Origin of the sequence: Paenibacillus riograndensis SBR5 (assembly GCF_000981585.1) — a bacterium.
Lineage (GTDB): Bacteria > Bacillota > Bacilli > Paenibacillales > Paenibacillaceae > Paenibacillus_AQ > Paenibacillus_AQ riograndensis.
Genome location: NZ_LN831776.1, coordinates 6,459,781 through 6,481,687 on the forward strand (window position 1 = coordinate 6,459,781; position 21,907 = coordinate 6,481,687).

Below are 21,907 nucleotides of genomic sequence, written 5' to 3' on the forward strand. Positions count from 1 at the left end.
CCATCCCTTTATCCTTTTGTTAGTTTTTCAAGTTCAATCTATATAGCTCCCGGCATACACGGTCCATTTCTTCTCGGCCGGTGTCCTTGACCGGCCCCGCGGGGTCTTATTGTAATACCCCAGATGAAGAATGCCTACAAACCGCTCATTCTCACGGATGCCGAGACGTTCATAAAAGCCCTCGCTCTGCATCATCGGCTCCGTATCCCATAGCATGCCCACCTGGCGCTCCCAGCCCAGCAGCTGGAAATTCTGCAGGATGCTGCAGACTGCCGCATAATTCCGGTCGCTTGCCTGCCGGTCAGGACCTGTGCCTGCAATAACGACCACATGGCCGGGAATATCGGCAAATCTTTTTTTGAACAGCTCGATCATCTTGCCCGGCATCCATTTGCCCAGCCTGCTTCCGGCCATATGCTCCATCATGTAGTCAGCCAGCCGCCCACGCGACTCGGGGGTGCCGGCATAAATACAGCGCCAGACGGCATCTTCGGCATTAGGATACAAGCCTGCTGCCTGCTGCAGCAGTTCGGCCACCAGCTCCCGCGCGACAGGCGTCTGATTAAAGCTGCGGATCGTCCGCCGTCCTCTGATCAATTCAGCCAGACTCATGATTCCCACGCTCCCAGGTTCATCTTTTGGCGGTTCCCTCGGATATTCTCACTTCCATCTCCGCGCTGTAATCCTTAAGGAAACTGCCAATAATCTTCAATTCTCCGGCTGAGTATTTGCTCAAAAAACGGTTAAGCCGCTCTGCTTCATTCGCATGAATCCGTTCATGGAGATCAAATATCTTCTTCCCTTGCGGGGTCAGCCGGAAATAACTTTCTTTTTTGTTATCATTCAATTGCATTCGCTCCACGAGTCCATCCGCGAGCAGTTTGCCGCCGATCTTGGTGATGCTGGCTTTGGACAGCTCCATCTTCCCGGCAATAGCTGTGCTGTTGATGGGCTCATGGCGCCCGATACAATCGATCACATGCACAGCAGTAATATTGTGCGGAAAGTTCCCGATCCGCTCCCTTTCGGCGATGCTGAGAAAATGATCAATTTCTGTATCCGAAAAAGATTCATAGACGTGCAGAAATCGGATGAACTGTTCATACACCTGCTGTTTGACCGCATCTGCAGATTCCATAGGTTATGGCGCTCCATTCACTAATCAGTTTTTTGTTAACCAGTAAACTATATTGGTATCTTATCATCATTGATAATGGTTATCAACCATAATGTTTCTTTTCGAAGAAGGGTCCTGTTTCTTAACTGCCTGGCTGTGCAATCCAACAAAGTATTGTATTTAAAATATTACCTTGACAGTCATAGTAATATGTCGTATTATACAGATGCGGGGGGGGTGATTAATATGAGCGAAAACAAAATTACATCCGACCTGCTGCGCGGACATACCGATACGATGATTTTACGGCTCTTATCCGAAGCTGACCGCTACGGGTACGAGATTGTCAAGCTGATTGCCGAGCGTTCGGACGGTGAGTACGAATTAAAGGAAGCCACGATGTACTCCAGCGTCCGGCGGCTTGAGGCGGACGGAGATATCGAATGGTATTGGGGCGATGAATCTCAGGGTGGACGGCGTAAATATTTTAGGATTACCGAAAAGGGCAAGGCGGCTTATGCCCGCAACAAAAGCAACTGGGAATACGCAAAGCGTGTGCTCGAAAACTTATTATAGGGAGAGTTGATATTATGTACGAGAAATTGACCAGCTATTTGAATGGTGTTTTTGCACCCTACGACGGGGTGAAAAGCGCCACCGAACTAAAGGCCGATCTGCTCTCCGATTTGCAGGAGCGCTTTCGTGAACTCAAAGCCGAGGGCAAGGACGATGAAACAGCGTTTGAGATGACCATCAGCAGCATCGGAGATATCGAGCAGACGGTACAGGAGGTCGCCAATCTCTCCCGTTCGCTGGAACGGCAGGTGGTGACAAACTTCAGCTCAAGTAACCTGTCAAAGAGCGACTTCGCCGGCGTTACCGCCCACAAGGGAAAATTTGAAGGGAGCGCGTTGCTTGGCTCTGACTTTTCGGGTGCGGACCTGACGGGCAGCTCGTTCAAGGCCAGCGATGTGCGTGAAGCCCATTTTGACGGCGCAAATCTGACAGACTGCAACTTCTTTGCTCTTGATCTGGCGGGTGCAAGCTTCCGTCAATCCATCCTTGTGCGTACCAATTTCAGCAAGTCGTGGCTGGCCGGGGCTAATTTCATTGATGCAAAGCTGACCGACGTCAACCTAACCATGTGCGACCTGAGCAAAACGATCTTTGAGAACTGTATTTTCGACGGCGTGGACTTTAAGTCTTCCAACCTGACGGGTCTGTGCCTGGACGGAATGACCTTTCTCGGCGTTAAGTTTGACAAGGCGGCGCTGAACGAGGTTTCGTTTAAAGGTGCAACGCTGAAAAATGTGTCTTTCCCGACGTCTAACCTGTCCAAGAAGTATTACCGCGCCATCAAAACCGTCTGCTTCGACGGCGCGATGATGGATAAACTGACCTACGCCGCACTCAAGGGCATGGAAGCAGACTTGTCAAAAGTTACAGTTATTTAAGGGAGGGAAAAGAAAATGCAAACCAAATCAATTCAAGTAAAAGGATTGCAAAAGTCCTACAGGCAGCTACAGGTCCTGAAGGGTGTAGACTTTGAGGTGGAAAAGGGCAGTATTTTCGCCCTGCTCGGCTCCAACGGCGCGGGCAAGACAACGGTCGTCAAAATCCTCTCTACGCTGCTCAAACCAGACAGCGGAACCGTCAGCGTAAACGGATTCGACGTTGCAGCGAAACCCGGCGATGTGCGGCAGTCGATCAGTCTGACCGGGCAGTTTGCCGCCGTGGATGAGATTTTGACCGGGCGGGAAAACCTGATCATGATTGCCAGGCTGCGGCATCTTGATCATCCGCGTCAAGTTGCGGACGATTTGCTGAGACGCTTTGGCTTAACGGACGCTGCCGACCGCAAGGCATCTGTTTATTCGGGCGGTATGCGCCGCAGGCTTGATATCGCCATGAGCCTTGTAGGAAAACCGCAGCTTATTTTCCTCGATGAGCCAACCACCGGGCTTGACCCCGAGGCACGCATTGAGGCTTGGAAGATTGTAAAGGAGCTTGCGGACGGCGGCACTACGGTATTCCTGACCACGCAGTATTTAGAGGAAGCCGAGCAGCTTGCCGACCGGATTGCCATTCTGCACGAGGGCAGGATTATCGCCAGCGGCACGCTCGCAGAACTGAAAAAGCTGTTTCCATCTGCAAAGGTGGAGTATGTTGAAAAACAACCGACACTGGAAGAAATTTTCCTCGCAATCATCGGCAAAAAGGAGGCCGTTTAAATGGAAACAACAAAAAGCCATTTTTTCAGCGACATGAGTGTGATGCTAGGACGTTCCATGCGCCATATTTTGCGAAGCATGGACACCATCGTCACGGTCTGCATCACACCGATTGCGTTGATGCTGCTGTTCGTCTATGTGCTCGGCGGAGCCATCCAAACCGATACGGATAACTATGTGAACTACCTGTTGCCCGGGATCCTGCTGATTGCCATTGCAAGCGGTATATCCTATACGGCTTACCGCCTGTTTTTGGATAAGCAACGGGGCATCATTGAGCGGTTCCACTCCATGCCGATTGCACGTTCCACCGTGCTGTGGGGGCATGTGCTGACCTCGGTGGTATCCAACGTCATTTCTGTTGTCGTCATCATTCTCGTAGCGCTCATTATGGGCTTTCGCTCGTCGGCGGGGGTACTCTCCTGGCTTGCCGTAGCCGGTATACTCGTGCTGTTCACGCTGGCTTTGACTTGGGTCGCGGCGATTGCCGGACTATCCGCAAAATCGGTGGAAGGTGCAAGCGCGTTTTCCTATCCGCTTATCTTCCTGCCGTTTATCAGCTCGGCATTTGTGCCGACCGAGTCGATGCCGTCTGCCGTCCGTATTTTTGCCGAAAACCAGCCGGTGACCTCAATCGTGGAAGCTATTCGTGCGCTGCTGTCAGGGCAGCCGGTGGGCAATGATATATGGGCCGCTCTCGCCTGGTGCATCGGGATTTCACTCGTAGCCTATTGCTTTGCTATGAGAGTGTATAAAAAGCGGGTGTGATCAACTGACATGTACATCATAGGTTGGATGGATGCGTCGCAGTGTCGCCGCGTGATGCATCCAGTCTTGCCCCTCTTCTCCAAGCAAAGGCTAATTAACCGGCTACATGTATTTACCGTAGTCCTTAATTGTCACTTTTACTCGGCACTCCACTTCAACCCCGGGATATACTTTTCGCCAATTGAGACTTTTCCATGCCTTATAGCTAAGGCTGTTTCTTACATATTGTCCGATGCCAATGCTGTCCACATTGTTCTGCTGCAGCTGCCTTACCACTTCCTGGGCCTTGTCGCTGATATATTCAGCGATATCCGCTTCCAATTTATGGCGGTCTTTACTCTGTGAAAGATCCTCATGTCCGGTATATTCAAGCACCGAGCCATGGATGGAATTAGCAATAATAAACTTGAAGCGGTTGTCTCCGAGATGCTGCACACTCACCTTGCGCTTATTCAGCATAGAGCTGAGCATGACCATCTCTTTTCTGCCATTTCTTTCACCTAAATTCACCGACAATTCTCCTTGGTTGATATTCCCCCGGAGCAGGGCAAAGATAATTCCATCTTTGGCCGGAATTTTCGTCACAAAGCGGTCATCCTGAAATAAAGCAATCCCGGAAATGCCAGCCCTGTCCCCCCCATCCTTTACGATAGGAGCAATCGGATCGATTCCATCATCGTAATATTCCCTGGTGAACTCATACAGTGTAGTTGGTGGAATGATGTTGGAAGAGCTCTCTTTTTTCAGTAAATGATTAACATAGGTGCCTGTATCCTTATTGGGTTTAAACGTTTTGGACAGCAATTTACCAGCATCTCCATCCACTACGGTAACTTGAACCCCAAGAGCAATGGAAGGGTCGCGTATAAGCGTATCGACATGATCCGCAAGCCCTTCCTTGGCCAGACTTAATCCGAACAGAACACTTCTTAACTGACCGCTGACCAGGAGGAGATCAATTTGGTTGGATAACTGCACCCTCGCTTCTTTGAGGCTGTCGGTTACTGCCGTCAGCAGATGCCTGTGTTCCGACGATTCTGGATCAATTACCGGAACGGAGAGGGTCGCTTTCAGTTGGTCATTCTCCGCCAGGTCGTAACTGGCGGTTTGCATCATTCCCAGCTTTTCAAGGATTCTCTGATCGCTGTTACAGCCGGTCAGCAGCAGCATCATCAGGAGAACAGCAGACAACCGCTTATACACGGGATACCCTCCTTCCCTGAAGGAGCAGCAGCGCAATTATTAGTACAGGCAGACCAAAAGCAATCCCGATGGCAGCGTATCCCAGATGGAGAATCCAGTTATTCACCTGATCCAAGGTCTTCGGGATATAGGAGATGCAGTAGGCGATGGCCGTCAACAAAAACACCATGACCGGAATTTTTAACTTGGGAATTATTCTTCTCATTGCCTCCATAGCCCCCCACCAATACATTGCCGCTGTGATCAGAATCAAAAAGAGGAAAAACCCGTAGAGCATATTTTCCAGACGCTCGACAAATGGAAACTGGATATAACCCAGCAGGTCCAATAGTGGAAACAGCAGCTTTTTTAACTGTCCAAAGCTAAAAAAACCGAAACAGACTATGGATAAACTAATGTAAATCACAGATAAATAAGCATTTCCTGCATAAATGGCAGCCAGCGATTTTTTGCTTTTATCCATATAAGGAAACAGAAGGATCGATAACTCGTAGCCCAAGTAAACAGTATATAGATCGAAGGCTCCTTTGATCTGGTCATGGCCTCCCTGCAAAATAAAGGGTGTCAGGCGTACCCATCTGAAGGATGGGAGAAACCATAATAAGAGAAAATACATCCAGAAAGTCAGCCAAAAGAAGATGGTTGCCGCTTTGGATATCGTAAAGATCCCTTTAATGAGCAGCAGAAAAAGCAGGACATCCACAGCGAGCTTGAATAACATCGGATTGGTCGTAGGAAAAGCAATCATTTGAAATAAAAGCACATATTTTTTACCGATCATGCAGCCGAAGATCAGCCAGACAGCACACAATCCAAGATAGACAGGATACAGTATAACCTTAGGAATGGACCGTTCCATAATTTCAAAAACCGGCTTCCCGTCTCCCAGCCGGTACACCAGCGTGATCAAATAAATATTGAAAGACGTCAGCAGCAGACCCGGCAGGAGAACCAGCCATCCGTTTGTCCCGAAATAGTCAGCCAGCTGGCGCGGCAGAGAGAAGACAACGATACCGATTTGAGTCATATACACCAGGATCGCAACATGAAAGGGGCTTAGTTTCTCCATCATAAAATTTCTGACGCCTACTTTCTTTTGTTCTGCCTGATTGGATTAGGCGATTGGGTCTGAGAGGGCCGCTTGGTTAAAAAGGTGAACGGTGCACGGATAAAATTATCCTTCCAATCCCCTAGCGCCATTGGCGCAACCGGGATTAAATAAGAGGAACCCAGGCTTGTCAGGCTGGAAATATGCGTTACAATCAGGGCAACTCCCATGGATATCCCCATATTTCCCCAGATACCAGCCAGCATAATAATGCCAAAGCGAACCAGCCGGATTGAGGCGCTCATCATATAGCTGGGAATGACAAAAGAGGCGATCGCAGAAGAGGCTACAGCAATAATCAGGACATTACTGGTCAACCCCGCCTGAACAGCCGCTTGTCCAATGACAATCCCGCCTACAATCCCGATGGTTTGTCCAATTTTGGTCGGAAGACGCGCACCTGCTTCCCGCAGCAGCTCAATCATAGTTTCCATAAGCAGCGCCTCGTAAACCGGTGGGAAAGGCACTCTGTTCCGCGATTCAGCCAGTGTCCGGAGCAGCGCTTCGGGGATCATTTCATAATGAAAGGTAGTCACGGATACATAAAATGCTGTGAACGAAATCGTAATCAGCAAAGCGAGGTATCTTAACAGCCGGAGTGCCGTTCCCAAAGCCCAGCGCTGATAGTAATCATCCGGTGAGGAGAAAAATTCAAAAAAAGCGGAAGGTGCGGCAAATGCGGTCGGACTGTTGTCAATCAGTGTGATAATCCGGCCGGCTGTCAGCTTAGATACAGCCACATCGGGCCTTTCTGTAGTCAGAAATTGTGGGAAAACCGAATTAGGACGGTCCTCCAGAAACTGGGTCAGCATCCCTCCATCATTAACAGCATCTATCTCGATCCGTTTAATCCGTTTCTCCAGTTCCCCGACATATTTCATATTGGCGATATCTTTAATATAAAGGACATACACGCTGGTCTTGGTGATTTCTCCAACTGAATACTCCTTAATTTTCAGATGCGAGCTTTTGATTCTTTGGCGTATCAGCGAAATATTTGTCATGGCGGATTCCACAAAAGCGTCATGGGGACCGGCAATAATGGTTTCAGTTTCGGATTGCTGTACAGTCCGCGTTTTCGGGCCATAGATATCGAGCAAATAAATATTTTTATCGTGAAAAATGGCGACGCTGCCCGCCAGGATTCCCTCAATCACTGTTTTAGAATCTGTTACCCGTGTAAATTGTGACTGTTGGAATAACTGCTCAACCTCATCAAGCTGAACCTGGGCAAAGGGTGCCAGAATCTCATCTGTAAACATTTTTTGATCCACAATGCTGGGGAAGTAGACAATGTCAGTCCGTATTTCCGGAAAGGACCGGAAGATCAAATCCGCGCATTGGTCAAATTCTTCAAGAACATGCCGCAGCATAGAAGCACTTTGTGGGTTGGCATCCATAAGATTAACCCGCCTTTACCATAAGTTTTTGGTAGTATTCCCAGATTCCCCTTGGTTATTAGTCAGTATCTGCCTGTCAGTCATCTGTCTCGAATTTGGCATACCCTGCCACTTCCAGCAGGCTGCGAATTCATCATTTTAACAATTCTTGTCCACCTTGATCTGTGCTATAATAAATCAAAATTACACCGATGAAGTCCCCCTCTCCCGCATCCATCATCCATCGATAATTTATTTAATAGCTGAGGAGCTGTGACGATGAGTGACCCCGTTCTTCAACAGATACTGACTGCTTTAACTGGCGTACAGACGGATTTAAACGAGATGAGAACTGAGTTCAGTGAGATGAAATCAGAGATTAGCGGCATGAAATCAGAGATCAGTGGCATGAAATCAGAGATCAGTGAGATAAGAACTGAGATCAACGAGATGAAAACCGAAATTGCCAGCATCAAGGAGGATACCCGGCTGATTCCGTTGATTCAGCAAGCTGTATCGGAAGTGAACGCTGAGGTTATTGCTACCCGTGACACCATCGGGCGCATTGAGGAAACGCTGCGCGGACATGACGTAACACTTGATTTGCTGTCCAGACGATCCATCGATCAGGAAGCTGCTTTGAAGCGGATTAAATAATCTTTCTGCATATCCTATCCATGAGGCTGCCTTCGTAGCCAGCCGCTTTTTTTGGGGACAAGCCGGTTTGGTCCACCTTCCCGGCGCTACTCTTGAACGGCACTGCGGAGATCCAAACAGCGTCCTCCCCCAGGAGACATATATCTTCCGCCCAGAAACAAACTCCTTTATCTACGCAAATAGTTCACATATTTCTGTCTTTTTCAGGCGGACACACCTTTTAAAATCATTTTATTGTGTTATAATGAAAGCGTAACCAAAGGAGCTGTGAACAATAGATTTCATCGCCCAAGGAGGATGGAAGAAATGCTGGCAGGACTGAAGGAACTTAAGAATTGGGTAGCGGGAATGTGGCAGCCGTGGATGACCTCAGAGGAAGAGGACTACTGGAAAATCGAATATTCGGCAGAGCGCCATCTGCACACTCCGCCAACACCTAGCCCGCTCACCTATCAGGAAGAAGCACGCATCAAATCAGTGAAATACCACTAACCAACTACTAACGAGATCAATTACTCTTATAATATCTTGAGCATAAAGCCGCGTAAGCCGGAGAAATTCCGGTCTACGCGGTTTTTTTAACTACTATGTAGACCTGAATTAGGAACAGCCCCCGGGTGAACTCCCCCAACAAAAAACCTCCCTTCATCCCAAAGGATAAAAGAAGGCATAAACGCGTCGCTTCAGAAGCAAGGAGCTAGATTTTTAGCTCCCCAAGCTTAATCAGCTCGACAACCGCTTGCGAACGGCCTTTGACGTTTAGTTTTTGCATGACGTTGGAGATGTGGTTGCGGACGGTTTTCTCGCTGATGAATAACAATCCGGCAATATCCCGTGTTGTTTTGTCCTGCACAAGAAGCTCGAATACTTCGCGCTCACGGTGCGTCAAGAGAAATTTACTGTGATGTTCGTTCCCTTTCAATGGTGTCACCCCTCCTTGCCCTGGGTTTGTTTGGTATAACAAGGTAAAGGGATACAGTCAAAACCATATTATGTTTCAGGGAGATCAATGGTGCGATCACAGCTTTAAAATGGGCGGTGCACTTTTCTAACATAAAACAACCCTAGATGCCTAAGCGCTCCAGACAGTAAACAAGCAGAAACGGCTGCGCTTCCCTTCGCATCAGGAAGCCCACCCGTTATAGGTTACATATACCGGTCCGTCACGCCCTTGCGGTCACGCCGGTTTGGTCCGGTAATGCTGTTGCAGCTTTAGTGTAGTTTATGAAATGGATTCCATAGCAAGTTTTTTATTCGGAGGGCCGCCGGCGTGCAATGTGCTAAAATAAAAGCACTATATCTCTGATCCCAGGAGGCAGCGCCAATGGCCAACATCAAAGAAATTGCCCGCATTGCCGGGGTTTCCGTAACGACTGTATCACGTGTGCTGAACAATCATCCTTATGTAAGCAAGGACAAAAGAACTGCTGTGCTGCAAACCATAGAGCAGCTGAATTATACACGCAATATGAACGCTGTCCATCTGATCACTGGCCGTACCGGGGCGGTGGCGGTGATTTTGCCGTACATCAGTTCTTTTTATTTCTCGGTGGTGATGGACGGGCTGGCTCAGGCAGCGCTGGCCGCGCAGTACCGGCTGATTCTGTGCCAGACCAACTATGTCCCTGAAGAAGAGCTAAAGGTACTGGACATGCTGCGCAACAAGGAGATTGACGGGGTAATCATTGTTTCCACCGCTCTGAAGCCGGAAGTCATCGAATCCTATACAATTTACGGACCGGTTGTAACCTGCCAGAATAGCGGAGAGCGCCAATTCTCTTCTGTATATATTGAGCATTATGCCGCTTTCCGCCATGGCCTGGAGTATCTGTACGGCAAGGGACACCGCAGAATCGGTTATTGCGAAGGCCGTCAGAACGGCAGCAGTGCCTCCATCCGCCAGAACGCTTTCCAGGACTTCCTTGCTGAAAAAGAGCTGCTCTTTGATCCGGAATGGATGATTTTTGACTGTATGCGTGAAGAGGATGGTGCGGAAGTGGCCCGGCGGCTGCTGGATAACCCGGATAGGTCAGGCCGGCCTGAGGCCATGATGATCTCAGGGGATCATATCGCCGCAGGCCTGATAATCGAAGCCCGCAAACACGGCCTAAAAATCCCGGAGGACCTCGCGGTGATGGGATTTGACAACCAGCCGATCGGACGGCTGCTCGGGATCACGACGATCGACAATCAGCTCTATCAGATGGGCGAAGCCGCCTTCGGGATCATACATGAGCAGATTAACGGCAGCAGCCTTCCGGTTACGCGCAAGCTGGATTACCGGATTATCGAGCGGTCCACGGTATAAGGGCGGAAGTTCGCAGTCTTGGAGCATCGCTGGCGGGTAATTAACCGCATCGTTTACATATGCGGACTACTGTAACCGAGAAATCGGCCACGGGGACAAAAAATGCGGTCAGCTGTGCTTCCTCCCAGAATGCGATGCTCTGAGTGGGATGCTCTGACTTTGAGCGATTTTGGTTACTTTAGTGATTCATTTACTTGAGTAACTTGAGTGACTTGGGTGACTACGTGCGACTTCGATTGCATTTTCTGCAACAGATCTGCTCACAAACGGGGGTTAATTTCGATTCTGCTGCACTATGTGCAATAGATCTCGCCAAAAAGAGTGATTTAAGACTGTTTCTCTGAAATCTGCTGTACAAACTGCAATAGAAGCTTTTGGAAGCGCCGAAATAAGTTATTCTATTGCATAAACTGCAATGAGCTCTCAGGCATAGCTGTCTTTGAACACTTCATTAACTACTCCTGTCTGCCGCGGCCCCATGGTCTTCAACGCCTCCTCCTCCTCCTCTTCCCTCTTCTCATAAATTCAGTTTAGCTATTTCGTACTCCGTTCCACTTACACTTGAACTTACAAATGTAAACAACAGACTGTCTCCACCTTCGATTCGTGAATTCGCTATGAGATAATTCTCCACCGAAGCCAAACCAGGGAGGAGTTTTCTATGGCGAGAGAAGAGACTCAAATGAATGGGAGTCGCGCGCCGCACTTCCAAGCAAGTGGAGAAAAAAGCGAGTTACTCAGCTGTCCTCACATTAGGATCGACGACGCCGTTTGCTGATTCTTCAACAATATGCTTATTCCCTACAAGCCTTAGGTCTGGGAAAAAGACTAGACTTGAGCTGGTTCTGATCTGGATGGAGCAATTGCTATACTTCAAAATGAATGTATTAAAACCCCACCTGCGGTTATATTCGTGGGACTTTTACCCATGCAACGGTTGTTGGCACAATAGAATACAAAGCATAAATCAAATTTCGGAGGCAGTTAAAATGAATGACGAGTTACAACGCACGTTAAGTGAGATCATTGAATCAGGCTCACAATCTAACCCCGCCGTGAATGCACTTATTAGTGATTACGCTAAATTTCATGCTGTACTCGCTATGGTGGGCGGATGCTTGGTACTCATATTCGCATGGCTTAGTATAATTTTTTGGACAAAATTTAAAAGGTCGCCTAAAGTCAGCAGTTTAAAATGGGGCTTTGAAAGAAAAGCCTGCTTTGTTTTCGGATTTTTGAGTAGTAGCGTTGCATTATTTATGGTTTTGATTGTTGTAGCCAATCTGACAAACACGTTGAATCCTTTGCATGGATTTTCATTGCTTGATTTTTCGTTTAAAATCTCCTCTGGAGAACCATATAAGGACGAATTACGTTATGCGTTTACTGAATGGATACAATCAGGTAATGAAAATATCCCGTCTATTATTCAGGAAAGGTTTAATAAGCGCATTGAGTTTCATACTACAAAAGCCATTGTTAGTGGAATATTGTTGATACTATTTGCGGGACTTAGTGTGTATATTTGGAACGCATTGGTAAGAAGGGCTAAATCAAATGATTCAAAATGGAGATTTAAAGAAAAAACCTGCTTTGTTTTTGGTAGTGCCACGGTTGTTCTTGCTTTGTTAATGATGGTAATCGTAATGGCAAATACACAAGCAGCATTTGCACCTAAAACATTGTCTATGATCAATTTGTTTAACAGCTGAATGCTCTGGTCTCAAGGCGAGCCTCCGCTCTGTTAATGCGCGAAACAATAAGATACGCTCTGTGACTTCGGAACAGCCAAAGGGCGTATCTTTTTATATTGTTTTAACAACACCCGCAACACTTTCTTTTCACTCACTACAGTCTACTTCCCTCTTCATTTAACACTTAACGTTGCACACTCATACCCACATCACGCACTTACACTTACATATTCACTTTCACTTACGCATGCGCACTGCCTACGTTTATGTTCACACTTCCATTTCTCTTCACCCTCTGCTTCATATCCCTCTTCTCTTCTCTTCTCTGCTTCCTCCGTTGCTACTTTTCTTCCCTCCTTCACCTTCCTCCGGTCACATATCCCTCTTTCTGCTTCAAGTCTAAGATTCCCTCCGCTTGTTTCGTTTGGCCCTCTTTGTGTAATGCTTTGGCCCAGTGATATGTCAGTGATGTAAATCACATTTTTATATTGACAGTCTACGGGCAGGCAATTATGATAAATCCAGCAATAGTGATAACGATTATCATTTGCATATATAAAAAGGGGTGTTCTTGGTGAAGTTTAGTTATACGTTTCCTGCGGGCCTGCTTGCGGCCTCCATTCTGTTCGCCGGCTGCGGCAATGACAATAACAGCAATAATATTGGAAATAATTCAGGAAATGAAGCAGCCGCCACTGCAGGCGCTGTAACTAATACCGCGGCTCCTGATGCTTCTGCTCCGGCGGCCGACTTCACCGCTGCCATTGAGCAATATCGCGCTTATGTTATTGAACAATGCGACGAGTTTGTGAAGCAGACAGAAGCTTTTACCACTGCCGTCAAGACCGGCAAGCTCGAAGATGCCAAAGCTCTATACGCTCCAGCCCGCATGTATTACGAACGGATCGAACCGATCGCTGAGGCGCTTGGAGATCTGGACCCGAATATCGATGCCCGTGAAAATGATGTGGACCCGGCTGAATGGCGCGGCTTCCATAAAATTGAGCAAGCCCTCTGGCAGAAAAACTCTACAGACGGGGTGACCGGGACAGCCGATCAGCTGCTTAAGGATGCGCAGTTGCTTCGCGCCAAGGTCGAAACCGTGGACATCGACGAAAGCCTGCTTGTTACCGGGGCCGTTGAGCTGCTGAACGAGGTTTCTTCTTCTAAGGTAACGGGCGAGGAAGAGCGTTACTCCCATACGGACCTGTATGATTTTGTGGCCAATGTGGAAGGGGCGCAGAAGATTTACGAGCTGCTGAAGCCTGAGCTGACCAAAAAAGATCCTTCGCTTGCGCAAACGATCGGCGAACGGTTCGATGCGCTGCTGGCCGAGCTGGCGCCTTTTAAATCCGGGGACGGCTACGTTTCCTACGAAACGCTGAAGGAAGATGAAGTGCGTAAACTAAGCCAGAATCTGGATGCTTTGGCGGAGCCCCTGTCCAATATGGGTACTATTCTAGGAGTGTGACCGCATGAAACCTACAGATAACAAAGATGTCAAAGGGGCACCCATCTTCAATAAAAAACTAAGCCGCCGCGAGATGCTGCGGCTTACCGGCGCCTCCGGGCTCGGACTGCTGCTGGGCGGCGGCGGCGTTGGCGGCATCTTGGCAGCACGTGAAGCCACCGGCCGGGCAGCATCCGCTCCGCAAGTCTCCAGTGCGGATGTCATCCCGTTCTACGGGAGCCATCAGGCCGGAATTCTGACTCCTGCGCAGAACTTCCTGTGCTTTGCTGCGTTTGATTTGACGACCACTAAGCTGGCTGATGTCCAAAAGCTGCTCCAGTCATGGACTGCTGCAGCTGCTGCCCTCACCTCCGGGAGCCTGATCGGCAGCGCCAATGACAATCCCAATCTGCCTCCTACCGATACCGGAGAGGCCGACGGGCTTACACCTTCCAAATGTACGCTTACTTTTGGCGCGGGGCCTGCTATGTTCGACGGGCGTTTCGGACTCGCTGCCAAACGCCCGTCCACTCTTGCTGAGCTCCCGCCATTTGCGGGGGACAGTCTGGAGCCGCAGTGGTGCGGCGGTGATTTGTGCGTCCAGGCGTGCGCGGACGATATGCAGGTGGCATTCCACGCCATACGGAATCTCGCCCGCATCGCCAGAGGGACAGCGGTATTGCGCTGGACACAGGAAGGCTTCCAGCGCACAGGCAATGCCGATCCCAAAGGCGGCACTCCGCGCAATCTGCTTGGCTTCAAGGATGGTACAGGCAACCCTGATGTGACTGACGATGCCGAAATGCGCGAGGTGGTCTGGTGCGGCAGCGAAAGCCCTGCCTGGATGCAGGGCGGCACCTACATGGCTGTACGCCGTGTGCGGCTGCGTATTGAAGTGTGGGACCGCTCCACGTTAAGCGACCAGGAGGCCACCTTCGGCCGCCACCGCCAAAGCGGCGCACCCATTGGAGCCACAGACGAATTCGCCAAGCTCAACCTCGATGCGGCGGACGCGGAAGGCAAACCCGTCATCCCGCCGGATTCCCACTCGGCACTTGCCCATGGAGACGGCACGGTCAAAATGCTGCGCCGCTCCTACTCCTTTTCCAGCGGAATGGATCTTACCACCGGGCAGTTAGATGCGGGTCTGCTGTTCATCAGCTTCCAGAAGGATCTGGTGAAGCAGTTCGTGAGCATCCAGAAGCGCCTCTCCAAAAGCGACCGGCTGAATGAATATATGGTGCATACCGGGAGTGCGGTTTTTGCCTGCTTCCCGGGCGTGCGCGAAGGCGGCTATATCGGGGAAACTCTGCTCGGCTGAGCGTAACAAAAACAGATAAACGGAGGTTCGCAGCAGTGAAGGAACGGGTACACACATCTACAGAAGCACACAAGTCCTATTCCCGGCCTGCCCGGCTCCCATGGAAAGGGATGATCCCGATGCTGGCAGCTATACAGAATAAGGAAACAGCCGTCCGGGAAGTCCAGCGGCGGGACAACCGTCCAGGTCTGACTGTGACGGAAACCCGCAGGTTGGATACACAAGTGAGACGGCGCACGGATAAGCCGGGGACGCCTAGGTTAATACAGGCAGCCGTATTGCTTGGCTGCCTGTTCCTGCTGCTGCTCGGCAGGCCGGCAGCGGCAGCCCCGGCGGCGGAACCGCCGCTGGACGAGCTGCTGCCGCCGGTCGGCAGCGCGCTCGTCGAAGCCGGCCAAAGCCGCTGGGACGCGGCCGCCGCCGATCTTGACGCGTTCGCCGCGCTGTGGCGCAGCGCGAACGCAGGAACGCCGGACCCGGCACTCGCCGGTCCGGCTGCCGCCGTAGACGCCGCGCTTCTGGAAGCGGCGGACGCCCTTGAGGCGGGCGGCGGCACGCCCGCCAAAACTGCACTGTCCACGCTAGCCAGAAGCGTGGACGCCTATGTGAGCGCCGCCTCCGGCACGGGCGGCGCGGACGCTGGCGCCGCCGGCCGCGAGGCGGCGGCGAAGCTGCTGCCCGCTGCCGAACGCGTGCGGGAGGCGGCGCGCAGCGGGGACTTTGCGGCGGCCGCGGAAGCGTACCGCGCAGTCGTCAACGGCTGGACGCCGGCGGAGCGCGGCATCCGGGCCGATAATCCAGCAGTCTACGGCCTGCTGGAGACGAAGATGAGCCTGCTGCGCATCTCGCTGCAGGCAGAGCCGGTGCGCGAAGAAGCAGCGCTCACGGAGGCGGAAGCGCTGTACACCCTTCTGGCCGGCTATAGTGAAGGCAAAGCCGTCGACACCGGCGGAGCCTCCGCTGAACCGGCATCCATTGAAGGGCTGATCGGTTACCTGAAGCAGGCTTCTGCTGCAGCAACTGCCGGCGACAGTGCCGGAGCAGCGGGGATTATGGAGCAGTTCATCGCCGCTTGGCCTTCAGCTGAAGGCAAGGTGCAGATCGCTTCGCCCAAAGTGTATGCCAATATTGAAAACGAGAGCGCAGCGGTCACCGGAGATCTTCTCTCCAATCCGCCCAAGCTGGAGCAGGCGCTGGCGGCCATGGACAACATGCTGTCGGAGCTGGCACCACTGGCGGGAGAAACTAGCTACACCGCCTGGGATGCCGCATTGATTCTGCTCCGTGAAGGTCTGGAGGCCATTCTTGTGCTCGCCGCCCTTCTTTCTTATCTTAAGCGGGACGGTACGCCCAAAACGCAGCGCTGGATCTGGTCCGGTGCCGCAGCCGGACTCCTGGTAAGCATCCTGCTGGCGGTTATCTTAAGTCTAACCATCTCCAAAGCGGCTTCCGGCAGCGCACGGGAGCTGATCGAAGGCATTACCGGGCTCGTTGCCGTGGTAATGATGCTCACAATCGGACGCTGGCTGCATGGCAAATCCAATACCGCTGCCTGGAACAATTATGTAGGAGTACAGGTTGACGGGGCATTGGCCAAAGGCAATCTATGGTCCCTGTTCCTGGTAGCAGCCCTGGCTATTTTGCGTGAAGGTGCGGAAACGACCATTTTCTATGTGGGGATGGCCCCTTCCATTGCCGTCACGCAGCTGCTGCTTGGCATTGGGGGCGCTCTGGTGGTACTGGTCATTCTCGGGTATGCCATTATCGCCTTGAGTGCAAAGTTGCCGATCGCCGTTTTCTTCCGCATAGCCACCGTGCTGATCTACTATCTGGTGTTCCGCTTCCTCGGCGAGAGCATCCACTCCCTCCAGGTAGCGGGCAGAGTTCCGGCACATGCGGAGAACGGCCTGCCTTCCATCGGTTGGCTCGGTTTATACCCAACCTGGGAAACGCTGGTGCCCCAGCTCATCATACTGGCCTTCATTTGCTGGGAGCTTCTGCGCAGCAGAACAGCGGCCGGCAAGTCACGGACAGTGGAATAGCGGCTGTATTACTGAAAATGGCACCCCTTCCTAGCATAATTGTATTTGATACAACTAAAACGCCCAATTTTCATGCCGAAACCAACTTAATTGCACTTGGTACAGTTAGATTAGCAGCGATTCTGTAAACGAGGGGCTTTAGCTATTTTTAGCTGCACAGAATACATTTAACGCAAGAATTATCGGTTCTGCAGGTCCCTTTAACTGCAGTAAATACAGCTAACCCGGGAACGGGTTGAACTTTTCAGAATCCTCTTCCCATATCCCCCCTCCATGGAGCCAGCAGCTTGCGGACAACAAATCCTCTCCCTGCGGTCCAGGGAGGTTTTTTGCTGTTCTGGCGGACACCAGCGCTGTATTCCGGTTAAAAACATGTTCAAAAGACCATTTTACTAAGCAGATAAGGACAGCCCGAGTGCTTGAATATCTATACCCTAAATGGATGGCTAAATAGCAAGGCAAAATCCCTCTTGCAACCTCAGGGGTTTTGCCTTATTCTATTCATGAAAATAATTTTCTTGTATGCTAGTATAATAATAAAAATAATTTCATTACACTGAAGAAAAGAAGGTGGAGCGATGTCTCCTATTCTGTATGCTTTGGAGCATGAGAAATCCAAGCTGTCACAGATGGAGCGCAAGCTGGCGGAGCGGATTCTGGCCTCTCCCGGAGAAATAGTCCATATGGGCATCACGGAGCTGGCAGAACAGTGCGGCATCAGCCCTGCTACGATTACAAGGTTCTGCAAGGTTCTGCATTTCAAAGGATTCCCGGATTTCAAGGTCAAGCTGGCGGCGGAGATTGCCCACAGTGACGGCTCTCCTGAGGGCAGCGGGTCCTCTTATCAGGATATTGTCGCAGGCAATCCGCTTTCGGTAATTGTGGAAGCGATGCAGGCCAATCATCTCGCTTCCATCCGTGATACCACTTCCCTCCTCGACCTTGAACGGCTGCAGAGCGCTATTGATGTATTATGCCGGGCCCGGCGGGTGGATATGTACGGGATGGCCACCTCTTCGATCGTGGCCCAGGATTTTTATCAGAAGCTGATCCGCATTGGCGTGAACTGCACCGCTTTTGCTGATTCCCATATGCAGATTACGTCCGCTTCTTCGCTCCAGGAGGGTGACGTGGCGTTCGCGGTCTCTTATTCCGGCGAAACCCCGGAAACAATTGACGCCTTAAGCTGTGCCGCCGCGAGCGGGGCGGCTACCATCTCGCTCACCTCTTACGGCAGCAGTTCACTGGCTACTCTGGCCGACATCCCGTTGTTCTCTTCCTCTCTTGAGCAGGGGATGCGGCGGGGAGACATGGCTTCACGGATCGCCCAACTGCATATCATCGATATTTTGTTCACCGGAATGGTCAGCACACGGTTTGGAGATTTCATTCCCAAGCTGGAGCAGTCTTATTTGAATGTCCAACATTACCGTCACAAACGGGGAGGTCAATCGTAATGAATATTTTGAAGTTTACAAGCGATGAAGATTTCGCGCAAACCGGTGCCAATCTGATTGTAAGCCTGCTGCAGAGCAATCCCAAAGCTGTGCTGGGCCTTGCTACAGGAAGCTCGCCGGTTGGCGTCTATGCCAAGCTGGTGGAAATGCATGCCAAAGGCATCGTCAGCTTCGCCAAGGCATCGTCCTACAATCTTGATGAATACGTCGGATTGCCTGTGGATCACCCGCAGAGCTACCGCAGCTTCATGAATGAACACCTGTTCAATCACATTGATATCGATCTGGCCAAAACCCATGTGCCGAACGGCAACGCGGCTGATCTTGAAGCGGAATGCCTTGCCTATGATAAGCTGCTGGAGGAAGGCGGTCCGGTGGATCTGCAAATTCTGGGGATCGGCAGCAATGGTCATATCGGCTTCAATGAGCCGGATGCCAGCCTCACCAGCGGCACGCATGTCGTTGACCTGCTGCCGGAGACACTGGAAGCCAATGCACGCTTCTTCGACAGCCGGGAAGATGTTCCCCGGCAGGCGGTGACCATGGGGATTGGCGGTATTCTCAAGGCGCGGCAAATTGTTTTGCTGGTGCGCGGCGAAGAGAAAGCGGAGGCAGTAAAAAATGCGCTTGAAGGGCCGATCACGACTCAGTGTCCGGCTTCCCTGCTACAGAGCCATCCCAATGTCGTTGTATTGCTCGATGAAGGAGCGGCAAAATGGCTAAAATAACGACAGGCCGGCTGTTGTTCGGGAATGTGCTGACACCGGCAGGAATTATCCGGGAGGGCGTAATTGCTGTATCGGAAGAGGCCATTCATTATGCCGGGGAAGCCGCTTGGCTGCCGGAAGCTTACACCCAGTGGCCCGCAGGCAATGAGAAAACCGGCGGCGGCCTGCTTATTCCGGGATTTGTTGATGTGCATGTGCATGGCGGAGACGGCTTCGATTTCATGTATGCGGATGCGGAGGCGCTAACGGCGATTACCCGGTATCATGCTTCGCAGGGTACAACCACTATGCTGGCCACCACCATGACAGCGGGCAAAAAGGATATTGACCGGGTGCTCTCAGAAGTTCACGCCTTCCGTTCTGCCCCCATGCCTTATGCCCAGCTGGCGGGCGTACATTTGGAAGGCCCGTTCATCAGTCCCAAATGGTCAGGAGCGCAAAACCCCGAGCATATTGTTCCTGCCAATATGGAATGGCTGGAGCAGTGGGAAACCTTGTATCCGGGATTAATCCGGCAGGTAACCATCGCTCCGGAAGGAGAAGGGGCGCTTAGGGCCGTCACCTGGCTCCGGAAGCACGGAGTCACTGCAGCGCTTGGACATACGAACGCTTCCTTTGAAGAGGTTATCGCCGCAGCCGATGCCGGACTGAATCAGGCTGTGCATATGTTCAATGCCATGACCCCGCTCCATCACCGCAAGCCCGGAGCCGCGGGCGCCATCCTGTTCGATGAGCGCATCCGTGCGGAGATTATTGCCGACGGGATTCATGTGCATCCGGCAGCCATCTCTGTGCTCGCCCGCCTCAAAAAGGAAGGCAATCTGCTGTTGATTACAGATGCCATGTCGGCGACCGGTCTCAGTGACGGCGAATATACCATCGGGGATCTTCCCGTTCTGGTCCGTGACGGTGTCGCCCGGCTGAAGGAGAATCCGGAAGCTCTCGCGGGCAGCACGCTGACCATGATCCGCGGGTTCCGCTATCTGGTTCAGGAGGTCGGCCTGACTCTGGAGGAAGCCTCCAGAGCCGCAAGCCTGACACCGGCTCAAGCTCTTGGCCTTGAGCGGACCATCGGGACCTTGGAAGCCGGTAAACGCGGCGATATCCTGCTGCTGGATAACGAGCTGAACCTGCAAGAAGTCTGGATCAACGGACGTAAAACCGCTGATCCCCAAATGTCCTGATTTACCAAGACAGCCCCGCACCCGGTATAAGATGCCGGGAGGGGGCTGTTTTTTAGTACTAATTGATTGGAATAATCTTTCCCTTAGATAAGAATACTTAACAGAAGTTCAGGAATTGTTTTTATTGCTGCGCTGTCTGAGACAATCCTTTGGATGAAGATCAATATCCGCTGCGGGTCGGGAAGATACGCTGCACCATTGTGCCGAATTCTCTCGCAAAACCTCTTAACGGATGGCCTGCACGGAATTCCTGGGCGTAAAAGTTAGCCCGGTCCACGAAATCCGGATTGGCGGATACATAGACATTATCGATGTTTTTATCGTACTTTTTGACCTCGGCAGCAATTTTGTCCTTCATGTCCCGGGTGACGGTATCATTGGCAAGCGTGTTTACACCATTCGCATTCGTTCCGTTTACCGCCCCAGTACCCACACCGTTAGTTCCATGCGTGCCAGTTGTTCCATGTGTGCCAGTTGTTCCATGTGTGCTGTATGGGGTGATCGAGCGTGTGCCTGCCGCCGTTCCCATACCTCTATCGATATCCCGCTTCAGGACCCGGCCGTCGGTCATGTTGCTTCGGGACATGATTCCGTTGCCGCCATTACCTGTAAAAGCCCCCGGATTGGCCAATCCGGTTCCACCCACAGTCCCTCTTCCGGTGGACAGGCTTCCTGGAATGCCAGTCATCGAACCGCCTACCCCCGTCATTCCAGGCACGCCGTTTCTGGAACCCCGCGTACCGTCCCTGCCTGTGATTCCTGTCGCTGTGCGTCCCAAAGTTCTTCCATCGCCGGCCACTATTCCAGATGGCCCTCCCGTGCCGTTGTATCTGTTAATTCTCGTGGTATTTCCGTTGCTTTTGGCATGGACTCCGCCTGAGGCCTCATCCAAAACTACGGCAACATATGCACTCCTGCCTGCCACTACCACATTCGCCGAGCGAACCTCCGGCATGGCTGCAATCCGGTCAGCCAGCTCCTGGCTCATTTCCATTTTATCGAAGGTATTGGTTCTAGCTCCCTGTACGGAGTTAACACCCAGCCTTCCGTCATGGGTTCCCCGCACGTTTTGGGTTTGAACCTTATTATCGCTTGCCGTGTTATTGGTTCCGCAGCCTGTGATGCTTACCACACCCAGAAGCAGCGCAGCGGAAACCGACATGCTGATCTTCGATCGCAACATGAACTCATCCTCCATCCTCAAAATTGTTAGTTGTGCCGCGTAACAATGATTAGGATGGCCCCCATCTTGCCGGGCTA

General features: G+C 51.3%; 21 protein-coding genes. 14 read left to right on the top strand and 7 right to left on the bottom strand.

Annotated elements, in window-relative coordinates; all coding sequences use genetic code 11:
- Positions 1–33 precede the first annotated feature (33 nt).
- A complete protein-coding gene (locus tag PRIO_RS27315) occupies positions 34–612 on the bottom strand; it encodes a nitroreductase family protein (protein ID WP_046505589.1) in 579 nt (192 codons plus the stop codon).
- Positions 613–631: 19 nt separating this feature from the next.
- A complete protein-coding gene (locus PRIO_RS27320) occupies positions 632–1,138 on the bottom strand; it encodes a MarR family transcriptional regulator (protein ID WP_020428593.1) in 507 nt (168 codons plus the stop codon).
- Positions 1,139–1,363: 225 nt separating this feature from the next.
- On the opposite strand from PRIO_RS27320, the gene PRIO_RS27325 reads away from it, so the two are divergent.
- Genes PRIO_RS27325 through PRIO_RS27340 form a run of 4 tightly spaced genes read left to right on the top strand, consistent with a single transcriptional unit; the run spans position 1,364 to position 4,116 of the window.
- Entirely contained in the window at positions 1,364–1,693 is a 330-nt protein-coding gene (locus tag PRIO_RS27325; RefSeq protein WP_020428594.1) for a PadR family transcriptional regulator, read from the top strand.
- A gap of 14 nt (positions 1,694–1,707) precedes the next feature.
- On the top strand, positions 1,708–2,571 hold the full coding sequence (locus PRIO_RS27330; RefSeq protein WP_020428595.1) for a pentapeptide repeat-containing protein: 864 nt from the start codon (positions 1,708–1,710) through the stop codon (positions 2,569–2,571).
- Positions 2,572–2,586: 15 nt separating this feature from the next.
- The gene (locus tag PRIO_RS27335) at positions 2,587–3,348 is read left to right on the top strand and encodes an ABC transporter ATP-binding protein (RefSeq protein ID WP_020428596.1); all 762 of its coding nucleotides are present in this window, start codon (positions 2,587–2,589) and stop codon (positions 3,346–3,348) included.
- A complete protein-coding gene (locus tag PRIO_RS27340; RefSeq protein WP_020428597.1) occupies positions 3,349–4,116 on the top strand; it encodes an ABC transporter permease in 768 nt (255 codons plus the stop codon).
- A 102-nt stretch (positions 4,117–4,218) separates the two neighbouring features.
- Here PRIO_RS27340 and PRIO_RS27345 read toward each other — a convergent pair whose 3' ends face one another.
- Genes PRIO_RS27345 through PRIO_RS27355 form a run of 3 tightly spaced genes read right to left on the bottom strand, consistent with a single transcriptional unit; the run spans position 4,219 to position 7,827 of the window.
- Positions 4,219–5,319: a Ger(x)C family spore germination protein gene (locus PRIO_RS27345; protein WP_020428599.1), complete on the bottom strand. Its 1,101-nt coding sequence runs from the start codon at positions 5,317–5,319 to the stop codon at positions 4,219–4,221.
- Positions 5,312–6,391, bottom strand: coding sequence for a GerAB/ArcD/ProY family transporter (locus PRIO_RS27350; RefSeq protein WP_046505594.1), 1,080 nt, complete (start codon positions 6,389–6,391; stop codon positions 5,312–5,314). Before PRIO_RS27350 ends, PRIO_RS27345 begins: the two co-directional genes overlap by 8 nt.
- Positions 6,392–6,405: 14 nt before the next feature.
- Positions 6,406–7,827, bottom strand: a complete 1,422-nt coding sequence (locus PRIO_RS27355; protein ID WP_020428602.1) for a spore germination protein — start codon at positions 7,825–7,827, stop codon at positions 6,406–6,408.
- A gap of 258 nt (positions 7,828–8,085) precedes the next feature.
- Here PRIO_RS27355 and PRIO_RS27360 point away from each other — a divergent pair, with 258 nt between their 5' ends.
- Positions 8,086–8,463, top strand: coding sequence for a Dor-1 like family protein (locus PRIO_RS27360; protein WP_020428604.1), 378 nt, complete (start codon positions 8,086–8,088; stop codon positions 8,461–8,463).
- A 306-nt stretch (positions 8,464–8,769) separates the two neighbouring features.
- Positions 8,770–8,955, top strand: coding sequence for a hypothetical protein (locus PRIO_RS27365; protein WP_020428607.1), 186 nt, complete (start codon positions 8,770–8,772; stop codon positions 8,953–8,955).
- 205 nt (positions 8,956–9,160) lie between these two features.
- Here PRIO_RS27365 and PRIO_RS27370 read toward each other — a convergent pair whose 3' ends face one another.
- Positions 9,161–9,385: a helix-turn-helix domain-containing protein gene (locus PRIO_RS27370; RefSeq protein WP_019908812.1), complete on the bottom strand. Its 225-nt coding sequence runs from the start codon at positions 9,383–9,385 to the stop codon at positions 9,161–9,163.
- A gap of 402 nt (positions 9,386–9,787) precedes the next feature.
- Here PRIO_RS27370 and PRIO_RS27375 point away from each other — a divergent pair, with 402 nt between their 5' ends.
- The 8 genes from PRIO_RS27375 to nagA all read left to right on the top strand — a co-directional run bounded on the left by PRIO_RS27375 (position 9,788) and on the right by nagA (position 20,647).
- Positions 9,788–10,771 carry a LacI family DNA-binding transcriptional regulator gene (locus PRIO_RS27375; RefSeq protein ID WP_020428609.1) on the top strand — a complete coding sequence of 328 codons (984 nt, stop codon included), beginning with the start codon at positions 9,788–9,790 and terminating at the stop codon, positions 10,769–10,771.
- A gap of 989 nt (positions 10,772–11,760) precedes the next feature.
- Positions 11,761–12,483, top strand: coding sequence for a hypothetical protein (locus tag PRIO_RS27380; protein ID WP_144412137.1), 723 nt, complete (start codon positions 11,761–11,763; stop codon positions 12,481–12,483).
- A 556-nt stretch (positions 12,484–13,039) separates the two neighbouring features.
- Positions 13,040–13,936: an iron uptake system protein EfeO gene (gene efeO / locus PRIO_RS27385; protein WP_020428610.1), complete on the top strand. Its 897-nt coding sequence runs from the start codon at positions 13,040–13,042 to the stop codon at positions 13,934–13,936.
- Between the two features lie 4 nt (positions 13,937–13,940).
- Positions 13,941–15,236 (top strand): iron uptake transporter deferrochelatase/peroxidase subunit, encoded by a 1,296-nt coding sequence (gene efeB, locus PRIO_RS27390; RefSeq protein ID WP_020428612.1) that lies wholly within the window; start codon positions 13,941–13,943, stop codon positions 15,234–15,236.
- 224 nt (positions 15,237–15,460) lie between these two features.
- The gene (locus tag PRIO_RS27395; RefSeq protein WP_046507493.1) at positions 15,461–17,278 is read left to right on the top strand and encodes an FTR1 family iron permease; all 1,818 of its coding nucleotides are present in this window, start codon (positions 15,461–15,463) and stop codon (positions 17,276–17,278) included.
- Between the two features lie 578 nt (positions 17,279–17,856).
- Positions 17,857–18,735, top strand: coding sequence for a MurR/RpiR family transcriptional regulator (locus PRIO_RS27400; protein WP_020425664.1), 879 nt, complete (start codon positions 17,857–17,859; stop codon positions 18,733–18,735).
- On the top strand, positions 18,735–19,463 hold the full coding sequence (gene nagB / locus PRIO_RS27405) for a glucosamine-6-phosphate deaminase (protein WP_020425665.1): 729 nt from the start codon (positions 18,735–18,737) through the stop codon (positions 19,461–19,463). Before PRIO_RS27400 ends, nagB begins: the two co-directional genes overlap by 1 nt.
- Positions 19,451–20,647 (top strand): N-acetylglucosamine-6-phosphate deacetylase, encoded by a 1,197-nt coding sequence (gene nagA / locus PRIO_RS27410; RefSeq protein ID WP_039785072.1) that lies wholly within the window; start codon positions 19,451–19,453, stop codon positions 20,645–20,647. Before nagB ends, nagA begins: the two co-directional genes overlap by 13 nt.
- Positions 20,648–20,807: 160 nt before the next feature.
- Here nagA and PRIO_RS27415 read toward each other — a convergent pair whose 3' ends face one another.
- Positions 20,808–21,830: a YhcN/YlaJ family sporulation lipoprotein gene (locus tag PRIO_RS27415; RefSeq protein ID WP_020425667.1), complete on the bottom strand. Its 1,023-nt coding sequence runs from the start codon at positions 21,828–21,830 to the stop codon at positions 20,808–20,810.
- Positions 21,831–21,907 lie beyond the last annotated feature (77 nt).

Coding starts and splice junctions, on each gene's coding strand:
- PRIO_RS27315 (WP_046505589.1), bottom strand. CDS start 612: ATGAGTCTGGCTGAATTGATCAGAGGACGGCGGACGATCCGCAGCTTT.
- PRIO_RS27320 (WP_020428593.1), bottom strand. CDS start 1,138: ATGGAATCTGCAGATGCGGTCAAACAGCAGGTGTATGAACAGTTCATC.
- PRIO_RS27325 (WP_020428594.1), top strand. CDS start 1,364: ATGAGCGAAAACAAAATTACATCCGACCTGCTGCGCGGACATACCGAT.
- PRIO_RS27330 (WP_020428595.1), top strand. CDS start 1,708: ATGTACGAGAAATTGACCAGCTATTTGAATGGTGTTTTTGCACCCTAC.
- PRIO_RS27335 (WP_020428596.1), top strand. CDS start 2,587: ATGCAAACCAAATCAATTCAAGTAAAAGGATTGCAAAAGTCCTACAGG.
- PRIO_RS27340 (WP_020428597.1), top strand. CDS start 3,349: ATGGAAACAACAAAAAGCCATTTTTTCAGCGACATGAGTGTGATGCTA.
- PRIO_RS27350 (WP_046505594.1), bottom strand. CDS start 6,391: ATGATGGAGAAACTAAGCCCCTTTCATGTTGCGATCCTGGTGTATATG.
- PRIO_RS27355 (WP_020428602.1), bottom strand. CDS start 7,827: ATGGATGCCAACCCACAAAGTGCTTCTATGCTGCGGCATGTTCTTGAA.
- PRIO_RS27360 (WP_020428604.1), top strand. CDS start 8,086: ATGAGTGACCCCGTTCTTCAACAGATACTGACTGCTTTAACTGGCGTA.
- PRIO_RS27365 (WP_020428607.1), top strand. CDS start 8,770: ATGCTGGCAGGACTGAAGGAACTTAAGAATTGGGTAGCGGGAATGTGG.
- PRIO_RS27375 (WP_020428609.1), top strand. CDS start 9,788: ATGGCCAACATCAAAGAAATTGCCCGCATTGCCGGGGTTTCCGTAACG.
- PRIO_RS27380 (WP_144412137.1), top strand. CDS start 11,761: ATGAATGACGAGTTACAACGCACGTTAAGTGAGATCATTGAATCAGGC.
- efeB (WP_020428612.1), top strand. CDS start 13,941: ATGAAACCTACAGATAACAAAGATGTCAAAGGGGCACCCATCTTCAAT.
- PRIO_RS27400 (WP_020425664.1), top strand. CDS start 17,857: ATGTCTCCTATTCTGTATGCTTTGGAGCATGAGAAATCCAAGCTGTCA.
- nagB (WP_020425665.1), top strand. CDS start 18,735: ATGAATATTTTGAAGTTTACAAGCGATGAAGATTTCGCGCAAACCGGT.
- nagA (WP_039785072.1), top strand. CDS start 19,451: ATGGCTAAAATAACGACAGGCCGGCTGTTGTTCGGGAATGTGCTGACA.
- PRIO_RS27415 (WP_020425667.1), bottom strand. CDS start 21,830: ATGTTGCGATCGAAGATCAGCATGTCGGTTTCCGCTGCGCTGCTTCTG.